At 49.3% G+C, this 16,124-nt stretch carries 12 protein-coding genes and 2 riboswitches; of the genes, 10 read left to right on the top strand and 2 right to left on the bottom strand.

What is annotated here, in order from left to right:
* Window positions 1-21: 21 nt before the first annotated feature.
* A complete protein-coding gene (locus GRF59_RS09780; protein ID WP_237391696.1) occupies window positions 22-627 on the top strand; it encodes a carbohydrate ABC transporter permease in 606 nt (201 codons plus the stop codon).
* 656 nt (window positions 628-1,283) lie between these two features.
* The gene (locus GRF59_RS09775) at window positions 1,284-2,354 is read left to right on the top strand and encodes a bifunctional 3-deoxy-7-phosphoheptulonate synthase/chorismate mutase (RefSeq protein WP_160497383.1); all 1,071 of its coding nucleotides are present in this window, start codon (window positions 1,284-1,286) and stop codon (window positions 2,352-2,354) included.
* Window positions 2,355-2,471: 117 nt separating this feature from the next.
* On the opposite strand, the gene GRF59_RS09770 is transcribed toward GRF59_RS09775, so the two are convergent.
* Together GRF59_RS09770 and GRF59_RS09765 are read right to left on the bottom strand one after the other, a co-directional pair.
* Window positions 2,472-3,707 carry an MFS transporter gene (locus GRF59_RS09770; protein WP_160497382.1) on the bottom strand — a complete coding sequence of 412 codons (1,236 nt, stop codon included), beginning with the start codon at window positions 3,705-3,707 and terminating at the stop codon, window positions 2,472-2,474.
* A gap of 107 nt (window positions 3,708-3,814) precedes the next feature.
* Window positions 3,815-4,792 carry a helix-turn-helix transcriptional regulator gene (locus GRF59_RS09765; RefSeq protein ID WP_160497381.1) on the bottom strand — a complete coding sequence of 326 codons (978 nt, stop codon included), beginning with the start codon at window positions 4,790-4,792 and terminating at the stop codon, window positions 3,815-3,817.
* A gap of 217 nt (window positions 4,793-5,009) precedes the next feature.
* Here GRF59_RS09765 and GRF59_RS09760 point away from each other — a divergent pair, with 217 nt between their 5' ends.
* From GRF59_RS09760 to GRF59_RS09725, 8 genes are all read left to right on the top strand, one after another.
* Complete coding sequence (locus GRF59_RS09760; RefSeq protein WP_160497380.1) at window positions 5,010-5,912, top strand: LysR family transcriptional regulator; 903 nt, start codon at window positions 5,010-5,012, stop codon at window positions 5,910-5,912.
* A 150-nt stretch (window positions 5,913-6,062) separates the two neighbouring features.
* A complete protein-coding gene (locus tag GRF59_RS09755) occupies window positions 6,063-7,199 on the top strand; it encodes a 5-methyltetrahydropteroyltriglutamate--homocysteine S-methyltransferase (protein WP_160497379.1) in 1,137 nt (378 codons plus the stop codon).
* Between the two features lie 335 nt (window positions 7,200-7,534).
* Window positions 7,535-7,731, top strand: a riboswitch (cyclic di-AMP (ydaO/yuaA leader).
* 73 nt (window positions 7,732-7,804) lie between these two features.
* Window positions 7,805-7,966: riboswitch (cyclic di-AMP (ydaO/yuaA leader) on the top strand.
* A gap of 157 nt (window positions 7,967-8,123) precedes the next feature.
* Window positions 8,124-8,936, top strand: a complete 813-nt coding sequence (locus GRF59_RS09750) for an alpha/beta fold hydrolase (RefSeq protein ID WP_160497378.1) — start codon at window positions 8,124-8,126, stop codon at window positions 8,934-8,936.
* A gap of 56 nt (window positions 8,937-8,992) precedes the next feature.
* Window positions 8,993-10,432 (top strand): AcpB/EbpR/MafR family transcriptional regulator, encoded by a 1,440-nt coding sequence (locus GRF59_RS09745; RefSeq protein WP_160497377.1) that lies wholly within the window; start codon window positions 8,993-8,995, stop codon window positions 10,430-10,432.
* 133 nt (window positions 10,433-10,565) lie between these two features.
* Window positions 10,566-11,276: a purine-nucleoside phosphorylase gene (deoD, locus tag GRF59_RS09740; protein WP_160497376.1), complete on the top strand. Its 711-nt coding sequence runs from the start codon at window positions 10,566-10,568 to the stop codon at window positions 11,274-11,276.
* 56 nt (window positions 11,277-11,332) lie between these two features.
* Window positions 11,333-12,514 (top strand): NupC/NupG family nucleoside CNT transporter, encoded by a 1,182-nt coding sequence (locus tag GRF59_RS09735; protein ID WP_160497375.1) that lies wholly within the window; start codon window positions 11,333-11,335, stop codon window positions 12,512-12,514.
* Between the two features lie 193 nt (window positions 12,515-12,707).
* On the top strand, window positions 12,708-13,343 hold the full coding sequence (locus tag GRF59_RS09730) for a helicase domain-containing protein (protein WP_160497374.1): 636 nt from the start codon (window positions 12,708-12,710) through the stop codon (window positions 13,341-13,343).
* Window positions 13,344-13,661: 318 nt separating this feature from the next.
* Window positions 13,662-16,070, top strand: a complete 2,409-nt coding sequence (locus GRF59_RS09725; protein WP_160497373.1) for a penicillin acylase family protein — start codon at window positions 13,662-13,664, stop codon at window positions 16,068-16,070.
* Window positions 16,071-16,124: the final 54 nt, after the last annotated feature.

Here is a 16,124-nt window from a genome sequence, read left to right as displayed (position 1 = left end):
AGCTATATTAATAGTTTGATAATGTCCGGCGGTACCGTGTTGTTCGTGCTGCTGCTGGGCGGATTAGCAGCATACGTATTATCCAGATTCACCTTTGCGGGAAAACGGTTTATTTATTCCGTATTGTACGCCACGCTTCTCGTACCTGCATTCGCGACGGTAGTGCCGGTATATGAGCTTTTGATCAAAACCAAACTGGTCAATACGTACTGGGGACTTATTTTGCCGCAAACCGCCGGGAACTTGACGTTCGCCACACTGGTTATCGCAGGCTACATGACGACCATCGCCAAGGAACTTGAAGAAGCCGCATTCATGGACGGATGTAATCGTTGGCAAATGTTCTTGAAGATTTTTATGCCCGTATCCAGACCGGCATTTGCTTCCGTAAGTATCTTTGTATTTTTATGGTCGTATAACGATCTGTTCTCTGCGCTCATTTTTGTGAATAAAGAGAAGGTTCGTCCGATTGTTGCCTTGTTGAATGAAATCAGCTCGCAGTACGGAACCGACTTTGGATTGATGGCGACAGCGGTGACACTGACGGTTTTACCGATTTTGGTGATCTACCTGTTCATCTCCAAATTTATTGAAAAAGGCTTAACCGAAGGCGCGGTCAAGGGTTAGACATAATTCTCACGAACCGCATACAGTCATCATATGAATAAAGTGAAGCCGCTGAACAATCTTCATGTTTAAGCGGCTTTTCTGGATTCAGTGAGGGAGGAAGATCCGATCGGCCTGCCGTCTGGTCATCTAAGGTGCTGTAGTTTCGGATTTGTATTTTTACGATTGTTTATCAGAATAAAGTAATAAAGCGTTAAATCATACGCTTGCACCACTTAACCGATTGTAATACAATGCTTTTAATTTAATTCCTCAAACCTATTTTGAAATAAGCGATGAAGGAAAGAGTAAGCGGAGAAAGGTCTTAACAGGGACGGCATGCCGATAGACTGAGAGCATCCGAGGAACACTGTCCGCCGAAGTTCATTCTGGAGCTGGTATCTGACAGCCTGCATGGATTATGCTGGCCGTAGGAATGCCCGTACCCTTGCGTTAAAAGGTCTGAAGTGAGATATGCCTCTATGAACGGGCATGTCTAATAAGGGTGGTACCACGACTCCTCGTCCCTTGGCGACGGGAGTCTTTTTGTTTTTTTTTAATAAATTTGAACTATAGTTTATTCTCCCATCTTCCGAATTCCATGGTGTTACCATCAAGATGGATGATCCATTCTTTAGTTCAGTTTATAATTTAGATCATAAAAGGAGAGATTCGAGATGAGTCAGGGAAGATTAGAAGAGCTGCGCACGAAATTGGATGAGGTGAACCTTCAGCTGCTGGGGCTGCTGTCGGAACGCGCCAAAATTGCGCAGGAGCTCGGAGTTGAGAAAGAAAAGCAGGGCGTTCCGAAATTTGATCCGGTGCGCGAGAAAGAGATGCTGGAGGCCTTGGTAGCCAGCAACGAAGGTCCTTTTGATCACGAAACAGTGCGTCATTTATTCAAGCAAATTTTTCAAGCCACGCTTTCGCTGCAGCAGGTCGACCATAAGAAGCATTTGCTGGTCAGCCGCAAAAAGAAGCAAGAAGATACGATTATCCAGCTGGGCGATGTGTCGGTTGGCGGCAGCAAGCCAATCATGATCGCAGGTCCTTGCTCGGTTGAAAGTTACGAGCAGGTGCGTACCGTTGCCGCGGCTCTGAAGGAAGCTGGCATCACCGTCATGCGCGGAGGCGCGTTTAAGCCAAGAACTTCGCCTTATGATTTCCAGGGCCTTGGCATTGAAGGGCTGAAGATCCTGAAGGAAGTGGCATCGGAATTCGGTCTGAAGACGATTAGCGAAATTGTGGATCCGGCCCATATCGAGCTGGCTTGCGACTATATAGATGTCATCCAAATCGGTGCAAGAAACATGCAGAATTTCGAGCTGCTGAAGGCGGCAGGGGATGTGAAGACGCCGATCCTGCTGAAACGCGGCCTGGCCGCCACGCTCGATGAATTCGTTCATGCGGCGGAGTACATTGTTTCCCGCGGAAACACGCAGGTCATGCTGATTGAACGCGGCATCCGAACCTATGAAAAAGCAACGCGCAACACGCTGGATATCTCGGCCGTACCGATTCTGAAACAAGAGACGCATCTGCCTGTATTGGTTGATGTTACGCACTCCACAGGACGCAAGGATATATTGGCACCGTGCGCCAAAGCAGCCTTGGCTGCAGGAGCAGACGGCGTGATGGTTGAGGTTCATCCGGATCCGGCCACGGCGTTGTCTGATGCTGCGCAGCAGCTGAACATTCCGCAGTTCCATGACTTTTATCATGCAGTGAAAAGCTCCGGACTGATGTAATGAAGATCGGAGCGCTAGCAGCATATCTTGAAAAGAATAACGGATACAAGTATTCGTAATACAAAAAGGGGTCCCGCTCGGGGCCCTTTTTTGATATTGCCAAAATTAATGGTGATGTTACCGGGCAGCATTTGCTTCTGCCGATTTCCGTGCTGCTTCCGACTTCTTGGGTTTGAAGCATACTTCCAGCAGCAATCCGAGGAGATACACCGCTGCACCGAAGAGGTATGCCGACGCAAAGCCTCCGCCGAATTCAATGAACACGCCTGCCAGGATCGGGCCAAGCATTTGCCCCACCGCATAAAAGACGGAAATGAAGCCAATGACAACCGAAACATAGCGCTGAGGCACCTGATGTGAGGCTTTGGCCTGGATAAGGGTGGCTATTCCGCCGATGGTCGAGCCAAGGAGAGCGCCGGAAATCAGAAAGCTGATCAAATTCTCAAACAGCACCGGCAGAACGTTGCCCGCTATAGCGGCTAAGATCGAGAGAATCAGCGCTTTCCGCAGGCCGATCCGATCGGAGAGGGCGCCCCATCCAGGTCCTCCGATGACTCCGAAGATGCCTGACACGGAAAAACATAAGCCGGCAATCGTATCCGAAAAATCCAGCTTGATCATATAACTCGTCTGATACAGGAGAGGGACAAGATATGCCATTCCAACTGCGAAATACAGGCAGGCCGTTAGCAGGATGTTCTTGTTCCGAAACCAGTTTGTCTTTTGCGGTGCTCCCGCTTGCGCAGAGTTGGCGGGTGATACCCTTCTCAGTACAACGGAGGATGCAATGAGAACCAGTAATGAAAAGATGGCGAAAATAAGCCAGACCCTCCGATATCCCGGCTGAGGAGCATGAAGCACAATGAGAGGCACAACGATGCCGCTCAAGAACATCCCGATGCCGGCTCCGCTGAGGAGCAGTCCGAGCACGATACCTCTTCGATCAGGGAATGAAGCGATCATGATGGATACCAGCGGAGTGAATACCAGGGCACTTCCCCCGCCCATGATGAGAATAGAGATGCAGGCAAGGCTAAAGGAAGGAGCGGTTGCCAAAGCAAACAAGCTAATGACAACACCCCAGCCGCCGATGAAAAGGACCTTCTTCGCTCCCCATTTCATGGTTAGGGGGCCTGATAATCCGACCGTAATCAGATAACCCAGGAACATCATTGTTCCAAGCAGCCCCGCCTCTGAATTGGACAGGCCAAGGCCCGTCTTCATATAAGGGAGTACGGCGCCGAAAGCAACGCGAGATAAACCCGTGGTAGCAATAATCAGAAACATGCCGGTCAGGACCAGGGGCCAGAAAGAACGGCTGCGGACAGCGGCGGATGTTGTGGTTGATTCCATCTTCGAAAGCCTCCTTCGTAGTCAAACTACTTGTCATTATAGGAGACGGGGTCCCATACGACTACCGGATGACGGATAAGAAGGAGGTTGGACGGATGATTGTTTGGTTAGCTCCTCATGCGCAGCCATTCGGAAGGATTAACGCCAAATCTGAGGCGGAATGCCTCGGTAAAATGGCTTGCATTGGCATAGCCTACCTGCGCGGCTACGCTGCTTATGGTAACGTTCCCTTTCTCCAGAAGCGACATCGCTTTAAGCATGCGCTGCTCCCGTAAATAACCGAACACGGTGGTTCCGAAGATTTCCTTGAATCCATGCTTTAACTTGAAGTCGTTCAGCCCGACGAGTCGCGAGAGTCCAAGCAAAGACGGGGGACTCTCCATGGAGGTGATCAACAACAGGGCCGCCTGTTGAATTTTATCCCGGTCCGACCTTGACAGATGCGATGTGCCCGAAGGCTGCCCTTTTTCAAAGAAAAAGCGTTCAAAATATATGGACAACAGTTCCAGGGACTTGGCCTCCAAGTAAAGGCTGCGGGTTGCGTGGCTGTAAGGACATGCGAGCATTTGGAGCAGGATGTCCGATACTGCAGAATCAATGGGCTTTTGATAGATACGGAAAGGAGTCTCGCCGAGAATGCTGGAGAAATCCATTTTTTCGCCTGCGCTGCAACCGTGCATGAAACGGGCATACAAGGAGACGGGAATTCCAAGAGCCAGGGAGCGGACAGGCTGGCTTTTGGCATATTCAAATACCGCTTGAAAATGGTTCATAAACTGAAGTGAGCAAGTGCCCGGAGATAGTTCATGTGATCGTCCCGAAATACTGAATCCGCCTGCGCCTTCCAGGCAGAAGCTGAGCTCAACCATCGCCGATTTGGATGCAAGGGTAATGGATCGGTGATCCGATAAATGATAGTCTGAAATGACGATTTCGATCCCGCTGGTTGTAGACATCCGCTGGATCGATCCTTCACCATCATAGGGAGTGAAAACCATGTCGGTATTTTCTCCAAAGGCACCTAGATAGGGGTTCATGCCCAGAAAGTAATGATCATAAATATCACGCAAATAGGTTGTCGCCATCGTTGATTGTAACTCCTTTATGCGTAAATGGATTTGGAATGTACAAAGAATATAACATAAAACGCATGTGTCCTGTGCTCGCCGGGGCTATTGGAGCGATCCGGATGTTGGTTAGGCGAAGTGTTTTGGCGTTCGTCAGTGAATGTATTACCTTTGCATAATCTGATCGTCTATAATGAAATAAAATAGAATCGAAGCACAGAAAGGATCAAAAACCGTGACATTACAGCAGCTGAAATACGTAATCGAGGTCGCCAACCGGGGCTCCATGAATGAAGCCGCCAAGCGGTTGTTTATATCCCAGCCCAGCCTGTCCAATGCGATCAAGGATTTGGAGGAAGAAATCAGGATTACGATTTTTGAGCGTACGAACAAAGGCATATCTCTGTCCAAGGAGGGAGCGGAGTTCCTGGGTTATGCACGGCAGGTGATTGAGCAGGCGGAGCTGCTGGAAGGCCGGTATTTGAACGCGAAGCCCTCGCCGCAGCACTTTTCGGTGTCGACCCAGCATTATGCTTTTGCAGTTAACGCATTCGTGAATCTGGTGCGGGAGTATGGTCATGATGAGTATGAGCTAGCGCTGCGCGAGACCAAAACCCATGAGATTATCCAGGATGTCAAAAGTCAGCGCAGTGAAATCGGCATTCTATATCTGAACGAGTTCAACAGCAAGGTGATCAATAGGCTCCTGAAGGATGCGAATTTGAAATTCACAAGTCTGTTTACGGCAAAGCCGCATATTTTTATCAGCGTTCAGAATCCCCTTGCGAAGCAGTCGATCGTAACCGTTGATCAGCTGCAGGACTATCCATACCTGTCTTTTGAACAGGGAGAATTTAATTCATTTCATTTTTCCGAGGAAATTCTGAGCACGCTGTCGCATCCGAAAAGCATTCGTGTCAATGACCGGGCGACACTGTTCAACTTGTTGATCGGTCTTAACGGCTATACGATTTCAACGGGCGTACTGAGTGCGGATTTGAATGGGAACGAGATTATCCCGGTGCCTCTGGATATTGAAGAAACCATTAAGGTTGGTTGGATCTGCCATCAGAATGCGGCCTTGTCCAAGCTGGCGTCTGCTTATATCGAAGCGCTGCATGAAGCGATTGCGAATTGAGAATCGGGCGTTCGTGACGGGAAATGAGAACAAACTTCGTTAGATATAGCTTTTGGCTATAACCGGCTATAGTTATTAGAAGTTACGCTATAACCGTAAAGGTGTGATATCTTTCTCTTAACGATATAGACGGCTGGAGGAGAATGAAGGATGAGCACAATAACGGAAAATGCACAGCAAAGAACAGCAACGCCTTTTAGACATGATCACGTGGGAAGCTTTCTGCGCCCGGAAGTATTAAAAGAAGCGAGAGCCCGCTTTCAAAATAACGAGATTTCAGCTGCCGAGCTGAAAAGCATTGAAGACCAGGAGATTATCAAGCTTGTCGAGAAACAAAAATCGGTTGGCTTAAAAGCCGTGACAGATGGCGAGTTCAGACGTTCCTGGTGGCACCTGGATTTCATGTGGGGGTTGGACGGCGTTGAAAAGCAAACCGTGGATCAGGGCTACCTGTTCCAGGGCGAAGAAACCAGAGCTGAAACGGCGCGCCTGTACGGCAAAATCGGCTATACCGGACATCCTTTTGTCGAGCATTTCAAATTTTTGAAGCAAGCGGCAGGGGACGATGCGATTGCTCGCCAAACGATACCGGCCCCAGCCCAGTTTCTTGCCGAACTGCAGCGCGCGGACAATAAAGAGAGCACGGATGCTTTCTATAGCAGCACGGGAGATCTGGTGGAGGATATCGCCAAGGCTTATAAAGCAGCAATTCTGGACCTTTACGAGGCAGGGTGCCGAAGCGTGCAGTTGGACGATTGCACGTGGGGAATGCTCTGCGACAAAAACTACTGGGAAGCCAGACAGCAGGAGGGCGTCAATGTTTCGGATATTACGAAGCTGTACGCCACCTTGAATCAGGAGGCGATCACCGGTCTGCCCGAGGATCTGATCATAACAACGCATGTCTGCCGCGGTAACTATCATTCGACTTGGGCATCTGCCGGAGGCTATGAGCCTGTGGCGGAAACACTCTTCGGTGTGGATCATATCGATGCGTACTATCTGGAATTCGATACGGATCGCGCAGGAGACTTTGCACCGCTGAGATTCCTGAAGGACCAGCAGGTCGTGCTGGGACTTCACTCCTCCAAGACAGGAGAGCTGGAAGATAAGCAGGAAATCATCAATCGGATCAAGGAAGCAGCGAAATATGTGGACATCAATCATATCTGCCTCAGCCCGCAATGCGGATTTGCCTCGACCGAAGAAGGAAATATCCTGACGGAAGAGCAGCAGTGGAATAAGCTGGCTTTTATCAAAGAGATCGCCGATGAGATTTGGAAATAAGTTCATAAACCGTCACTGGAAAATATTCCGGCTGGCGGTTTTTTTTGCGAGCAATTCAACAGCGAATCACCTTCTGCCCGCTGTGAAAGCATGGCAATCGAAGATATTCTGCCTCATTAATAGGCTCCCTTTTGCCAAATCGATCTGAAATCGGATTGTGGGGAACATAAAGCCAAGAGAAATTGAGATAAACGAAGATATTGAATGACAAAGTTGTATAAATGATAGGTAATCCATTAAAGGTATCGAAAAAGCCCCGAATTCTGTGTTCCCCATGCTTTACAGTTTGCTTGCTCAGGCGTATATTCAGTTCATTGTTAGTCTTTTTGCAGGCCATTGAATTTACGCTGAATTTTCATTGTGAAAAGCGGGGGAACCATATTGGCATAGACTTTCATTTCTGCTATCGGAGCGGGTGATGTCAATGCAAGGGGTGAATCGGATCAGATGGTCATAGGCCGTCTGCATCCGTAGGGCAACTCTCACTGCCCGAATCCGTCAGCTAACCTCGTAAGCGTCGCTATGAGAGAGGAGTGAAACTGTGAGCTATGAAACGTAAGCACAGGGTACCCGCTCTGTGTTTTTCTGTGCGCTAATTTAATCATTTGTCTATATCGCTGAATTTCCGCGGATCGCGGAAAGCGGGGGAACCGGCCGTGACGATATGTTGATGATCGTCACATGGGGTGAATCTCATGCCAATGAGTAGGGCTACTCTTAAGTCCGAATCCGTCAGCTAACCTCGCAAGCGTAACAAGAGAGGCAACCTGTATATATGCGGTTTTGAACAAGGCTTTTTTCGCCTTGCGCAAAGAAGCATTGAGAAGAGGTCCTCTTTTCGATGCTTCTTTTTTTGCGTTTGTTTTTCATCTGCCTGAAGAAAGGCATCCATGGCATCACGTTAAGGTAGAGAGGAGAAGGAAGTTGCCCAACATACAAGTGAACGGAACCACATTATATTATGAGACGCATGGCAGCGGCGCGCCGATTGTCTTCATTCATGGACATCTTTCAACCCACCATATGTTCGAGCCGCAGATCGAATATTTCAGCCAGCGGGCACAAGTAATTGTGCTCGATTTAAGAGGTTACGGCAATTCCGGAAAATTAAACGTCGAAGTTGAGGATATTATAGATACGCAGTGCAAGGATTTGAATGAGCTGCTGGATAAGCTGAATCTTGCCAAAGTAACGCTGGTTGGTTGTTCGAGCGGAAGCTTGCTTGCGCAAAAATTCGCGGCATATAGTCCGGATAAGGTGAATGCGCTGGTGCTGGTGGACAGCTATTTTTTCGGCCCGTACGGGACAAAAAGCAGCCTCTGGAAGTTTTTTGAGGCATGCAGTTGGATATCCTATTATCTTCCGGCAGAATTTTTCCTCAGGTCGCTTCGGGTGACTTATAACCGGTGGGTGCCTGCTTACAGCATACTAAGGGATGAATTGTTCCACAAACGGCCGACGGAATCCATCAAACAGCGGATGGCGTTACTGAAAATCGATGTGGACTCTAACTCTTCGCGCCTGAGAATGCCTATATTATGCGTGGCCGGCAAGCAGAGTGAATGGTTCGTCAAGCAAATGAACCGAGCTGCAGAAACGTTCGCATGCGCTCAAAAGGCCGTCATCGACGACGCCATTTATCCGAGCCATTTATGCCAACCTCAGGAATTCAACCGCATCCTGCTGAATTTTATGATCGACCAGCGCATTTTTCGCGTGGAGAAGCAATGGGGGTGAACGGGGGCTGCAGGAGGAAAAGGCAGTAGCGGAAAAGCACAGGAAAAGGTGATGGGATGAACAAGGAATACAGACAATTGAAGTCGCTGCTGCATTTGCTGGATCGTGAAGAGCGCTGGTTTACATTCGCGGAGATCGAGAAAGAACTGGGCATATCCGGCAAATCCGTCAAGAGAATCGTGGAGGAGGCCGTAACGCTGCTTCCCGCTTCCATGCAGATTGAGGTATCCAGGGGGAAAGGTATCATCTTTTACCGGGACCGGCACGGAACGACTGTCCGGGAAGTCCTCGCGTCCCTTTTCAGGGAGACTTCCTATTTCCGGCTAATGCAGCTTGTACTGACGAAAGACGGAGAGGCTTCCGCCGAAGAAATGGCAGAGGCCCTTTTTATGAGTTTTTCCTCTTTTAAAAAATGGATCATACATCTCAACCAAGAGGAATTGCGTCCTTTCCATCTACGTATGACGTATTCCTCGCCCACGCTCAAGGGGAATGAGATTCATATCCGGTATTTTTTATGGAAATTATTCACTGAAGCTTTCCCGACGACGGGATGGCCGTTTTCCGGTATCGACGATCAGCAGTTGGACGGCTGGGTGACGGAGATCGAGCGGGAGAGCGGCATGATTTACTTTCTGAATTCCAAACGTAATTTATCTTTTCTGATGGCGATCGTGGTGGAAAGGGTTCGGCGCGGACACGGCATTTCTTTGAAAGGCGGAAGCTACGCTTGGGAGCACAACCTGTTTTACGGACCGGTAACCCGGCTTTCTGAAAAATTGATGCACCGCTACCAGATTCATCTGACCTGCGATGAGGTTTATTTTTTGCAGTCCATGTTCAGTCTTAGCCAGTATCATGTGCCGGATGGTAATCTTAGGAACGAAGGGCAAGAGTGGACAGCAGACAAGGGGAATGAAGAGGAATGCCTTATGGTTGACCTGCTCATCACCCTGTTAACCCGTGCATTTCCTGCGTTAAATGCAGGTGACAGGTTTCGCTCTGAAGTTGCCGAATTCATCGATAAGCTGCGGATTGATCATGCCATACCCGAGCTTATGGCCGTCTCTCGCAGCCATCTGACTTCTTACATCGAACAGGCGGAACAGCCTATTTTCAAGACCGTTTCGGAGTGCATGAGCAGCTGGGAAAAGAGTTACCCTGCCATATCTTATAATGATTACCATTTAACCAAGCTTACGTTCATGATCAGTTCCAGCCTCAGGTATAGGAGCAAGAAGGCATTCCTCATTGTCGGGGAAGAATTCTCGGTCCGGCATTACGTCGCGAAGTTGATCAAAAGAGAGATTGGCGACGATCTGACGATCGAGACCTCGATTTTGCATGGTCTAACCGATGAAATCGTTGCGCAGCATCAGATTGATTTCATCATCAGCACCATCCCCGTTTCCTTGACCAGCATCCCGACAGTCATTATTTCGACGATTCCAACGAAAAGAGATTTGGAAAATATCCGGCAGGAGCTGCTTATTTGAGTGGTTGTGGTCCTTTTTCTCCCTTATCCAACGGCCCCAATTGGACTAGTTTCTCTGCCGGACTCCTTTTAAGATGAATATTGTAAGCGATTACGAATTCGCAAACAGTTATTTTGAAGGGAGAAACATCAACATGAGTATTCATATGGAAGCTAAAGCCGGAGAGGTTGCGGAACGCGTTCTGCTGCCGGGTGATCCGCTACGGGCCAAATTCGTTGCCGAACACTTTCTCGAGAACGCTCGTTGTTACAACGAGGTCAGAGGGATGTACGGGTATACGGGCTTATATAAAGGAATTCCCGTCTCGGTGCAGGGCACGGGGATGGGCAATCCCTCGATGAGCATCTACGTTACGGAGCTGATCCGGGATTACGGCGCGAAGAAGCTCATTCGGATCGGCACATGCGGTGCCATGCAGAAAGAACTGCAAATCCGTGACATTGTTCTAGCTCAAGCGGTTTCCTCGGATAGCAATATGACAGAGAAAATTTTTCTGGGCTGCAACTATGCGCCGTCAGCCGACTTTGACATGCTGATGAAGGCCTATTTGCAGGCGAAGGATCGAAACGCCAACGTATTCGTAGGCAACGTCTACAATTCCGACGAGTTTTACAGGGAGACCATGGCAAGGTTGCATAAATTCATGGAGTTCGGCGTCCTGTCCGTGGAAATGGAAAGTACGGCGCTATATACCCTGGCTGCCAAATACGGCGTTAAGGCGCTGTCGATCTTGACCGTAGGGAGCCAGCTGTTAACGAATGAACGGTCCGCGCATAAAGACAGCGAACAGTCGTTCAATCAAATGGCCGAAATTGCGCTGGAAACCATTATTGCGGAGGATTAAGGCACCGAATCCCAATAATTTGTGATTGTATTCACATGTGTCGAGGGGGACCAAATATGAAATATGTGATCGCTTTGCTTGGACTGGTCGTCGTTTTGGCGTTTGCATGGATCGCCAGCTCCGATAAGAAAAATATTAAAATCCGCCCGATTATCGTCATGATCGCCTTGCAAATCGTGCTGGGGCTAATCCTCCTGAAGACAAGCATCGGCGAATTCCTGGTCAGGGGTTTTGCGGACGGCTTTGCCAAAATCCTGAATTTTGCCAATGACGGCACCGAGTTCGTGTTTGGCGGCATCGTGAATGAAGGCATACACTCGTTTTTCTTCCACGTGCTGATGCCGATCGTATTCATGTCGGTGCTCATCGGAATTTTGCAGCATTACAAGATTCTGCCGTTCATCATCAAATATATCGGGCTTGCGCTGAGCAAGGTCAACGGCATGGGTAAGCTGGAATCTTATAACGCCGTTGCCTCCGCGATCTTGGGGCAAAACGAGGTCTTCATCTCCATCAAAAAGCAGATCGGGCTGCTGCCGCGCGAACGTCTCTATACCTTATGCGCGTCGGCCATGTCCACGGTGTCGATGTCTATAGTCGGCTCGTACATGACGATGCTGAAACCGGAATACGTCGTGGCTGCGCTCGTATTGAACCTGTTCGGGGGCTTCATCATTTCTTCCATCGTCAATCCCTATCGAGTGCAGCCTGATGAGGATATTCTGGAAGTACGGGAAGAGACCAAGCAGACCTTTTTCGAAATGCTCGGCGAATACATCATGGACGGATTTAAAGTGGTTGTCATCGTCGGAGTCATGCTGGTCGGCTTTGTCGCCCTGATCTCCATGATCAACGGTATCTTCAGCGGCATCTTCGGGATTTCGTTCCAGAATATTCTTGGCTATGCGCTGGCGCCGTTCGCTTTTCTAATGGGAGTTCCCTGGCATGAAGCGATCCAAGCGGGAAGTATCATGGCCACCAAAATCGTGGCGAATGAGTTCGTGGCTATGCTCGACTTCGTGAAAATTCAAGGGGAGTTCAGCGAGCGCACCAAAGCGATCGTTTCGGTCTTCCTGATTTCCTTCGCGAATTTCGGTTCCATCGGAACGATCGTGGGCGCCGTCAAAGGCCTGCACGAGAAGCAAGGCAATGTGGTTGCGGGTTTCGGTTTGAAGCTGTTGTATGGAGCGGCGTTGGTCAGCTTTTTGTCGGCAACGATCATCGGGATCGTATTTTAATAAATTCTTCCGCATGGTTAAAGTGAGGAACAGAACGCAAAAAAAACCAGGTTAGCTGATGAACAGCAGCCTGGTTTTTATGATGTTATTACGCTAAAATTCGGCATGAATCGTATCCCTGATTTTGGACCCACGGAACGTAAGCATTTGGAGGATATTCACCGAAGACTGCAGATCGCTCTGCAAGAGATCAATGACAAACCAAATCATCCGCGATGAAACCTCCAAGGAGCTGATCATTCAGGGCGTCGCAGGTTCCGGCAACTTGCACAGGATCGCCTTTCTGTTGTACCGCTACAAAGATACCTTGACCTCCAGCAACGTGCTCATCCTATCGCCGAATAAAGTCTTTTCCGATTATATATCGAACGTCCTGCCCGAGCTCGGGGAGAAAAAGATCATGGAGGCAGGCATGGAGGTTCTTGCTGCAAAAGAACTGGCAGGAATATGCCGATTCCAGACCTTTTACGAGCAGGTGGCTGAGCTGCTAGAAGGACAGCATACGGAGAGCGCGGAGCGGATTCGCTATAAAGCGCGTTTGGAATTGATCCAGGAGCTGGATTCGTTTGCTGAATATGCGGAAATGCATTTTTTTGAGGCTCGGGATATTGTGCTGGAGAACGTTTTTATTGCTAAGGAAGATATGTTAAAGAAGTATCATTCGTTGGAGGGAACGCCCGTCAAACCACGGCTTGAGAAAATTGCTTCCTTAATATGCAGGCAAGCCCGAAGCCATGATGGGGAGAGTATTCCACCTGCGGCAGCCAAAAAAAATCAAGACGGCCATCAAAAATATGTACAGGTACCCAAGCGTGCTCAGCCTGTATAAGGAATTCTACAATAATACGGGCAAGCCCCACATGTTTAAGATGAAAGATAAAAATATGATCGAGTATGCAGATGTCTTCCCGCTCATATATTTGAAGCACGTATTCGGACGAAATCACGCCATTTTTGCATGCTGGATGATGGACGGAATGAACGAGGCATCCATCTGATTCAAGCCGTAAGCTACGAGATATCCGTGAGCTTGCGGCTTTTTTTATATACGGAAAAAATGAATGATCATTCATCTTGTTTGTAAGCGCTTCACGACCTATAATGGATGAGAATCCATAAATAACCAAATTGTCTGGGGGAGTCCTGCATGAAGCTATTGGCTGCGGTGACCGTTCCGCGCGTCAAACCACGCAAAAAACGTTGGCCGCGCGTCATCGGAATCATTGTTCTGATTATTGTGCTATTGATTGCCTGCGCAGGAGGGTACGCATATTGGCTCGTGAACAAAAGTTTGCCGGTCATCAAGGGGGAACTCAAAATTTCCGGACTGGAAAAGGAAGTAACGGTGTGGCGGGATGACGCGGGCGTGCCGCATATCGAAGCGCAAAGCGAGCATGATCTTTACATCGCCCAAGGTTACGTTACGGCGCAGGACCGCATTTTCCAAATGGATTTAAGCAGAAGGCAAGCTTCCGGACAATTAAGCGAAGTGGTGGGAGCCAAGGCGATAGATCGCGATAAGTTCTTCCGCAGCTTCGGCCTGAGGCGGGCGGCAGAGGCCTCGCTGGGTGCCTATTCCGAGGAATCGAAGCAAGTGCTGGAATGGTACGCGCAGGGCGTTAACAATTACATACATCAAGCCGAAGGCACCAAATCATTGCCGATTGAATTTACGATTCTGGGATATCATCCGGCGGACTGGCAGCCGATTGATTCTTTAACGATTGGCAAATACATGGCCTATGACCTGGCAGGCAACTGGGAGGGGCAGGCGTTCCGGTATGCGATGGCGCAGAAGTTGTCACCGGAGAAGCTTCAGTCGTTGATGCCGACCTATCCAAAGGACGGAGCTACGATCATACAGGCGCTGAAGGAACATCCGGTTGATCTGACGGAGCTAGCAGCCACGGCAGTGACGCCTGATCCGTTTAATGGAAGCAACAACTGGGTGGTTTCGGGCGCAAAGTCGGCTTCAGGAAAGCCGATGCTGGCGAATGATCCGCATCTGGGACTGGATACGCCCTCCATCTGGTATGAGACACATCTAACGGCGCCTGGTTTAAACGTGAGCGGGGTCATTTTTGCGGGCGTTCCGGGGATCATTCTCGGACACAATGACACCATCGCTTGGGGAGTGACGAATCTGGGGCCGGATGTGCAGGATCTGTATATTGAAAAAAGAAATCCGGAGAACCCAAACCAATTCGAATATATGGGCAAATGGGAAGACGCCAAGATATACAAAGAGGAAATCAAGGTCAAGGGCGAGGCTCCGGTACCCTATGATGTCGTCGTGACCCGTCACGGGCCGATCATATCGGAATTCGCCAAGGACCAGCAGCAGGATACGGCGCTATCGATGAGATGGACTGCGCTGGATGCAACGACCGAGCTTGAGGCGATCCAGATGTTCGCCAAAGCAAGGAACTGGGAGGATTTCAAGAAAAGCCTGGAGTATTTTGATGCGCCTGCCCAAAACTTCGTGTTTGCTTCACAAGACGGCACGATTGCTTATCGCGGAAACGGGCGGATACCTATTCGCAAGAATGGCGACGGTTCGGTTCCCGTACCGGGATGGACCGATGAATATGAATGGACGGGATATATTCCTTGGGATGAGCTGCCAACGACGGTCAATCCGAAGGAAGAATTCATTGCCACGGCGAACAACAAAGTGATCGATGACAGCTACCCCTACCATTTGACCGACAGCTGGGCCGAGCCATACCGCGAAGAACGCATTCAGCAGGTATTGTCAAGCAAAGATAAGCTGACGGTGGAGGATATGCAGAAGCTGCAGTTTGACCGTAATAATCTTCAGGCCGAAGAATTTTTGGATGGACTTGTGGCGAGGATCAAGGACTCACCGGATCTGCGTCCTGTTGATCAGGAGGCACTTGCCTTACTGCAGAGCTGGAATAAAGTCAATGATCCGGATCAGGCTGCACCGCTTGCGTATGAGTTGTGGATGCAAAGCTTTGACGATGTGCTGTTCAAGCCCGATATTAACGATGACATGATGAAGCTGTTCAACAATAAATCCATCGTGAAGGATGAAATGCTACGCAAAGCTCTACAAGGCGAGAAGGAAGCTTGGATCGATGAAAAGGGCGGTTTGGAAAAGGCAGCGCTGCAGGCGTTTCAAGCGGCCGTTGATCGTGCCGTTTCACTCCAGGGCAAGCATCCGGACAAATGGCGCTGGGGCCAATTCCATGAAGTCGATTTTCCTCATCCGCTGGGATCGGTGAAGCCGTTGAATCTGATCTTTAACGCCAAATCCGTTCCGATGGGCGGAGGCAGGGTCACCGTTGGCGCTGCAGGATGGGATTCGGCCACAGGTGAAGTGAACCACGGGGCACCATGGCGAACCGTCATTGACATGATTGATCCCGCACGCTCGTATAATGTGGTTGGACCGGGTCAATCCGGACATGTGCTGAGCAAGTGGTACCATGACCAGGTGAGTGATTGGACAACGGGACATTATCATATGACGAGCATCGTACCCGCGATTTATCGGAGCGCCGGAAATGAATTGAAGCTGATTCCGGAATGATCAAGTGAAAGGCCAGCAGCCCGCAAGGGCTGCTTTTTTTCATCTGTGATATGA

The sequence above is a fragment of the Paenibacillus dendrobii genome (assembly GCF_009807035.1).
Lineage (GTDB): Bacteria > Bacillota > Bacilli > Paenibacillales > Paenibacillaceae > Paenibacillus_AQ > Paenibacillus_AQ dendrobii.
This window is presented reverse-complemented; position numbering and strand designations above follow the sequence as displayed.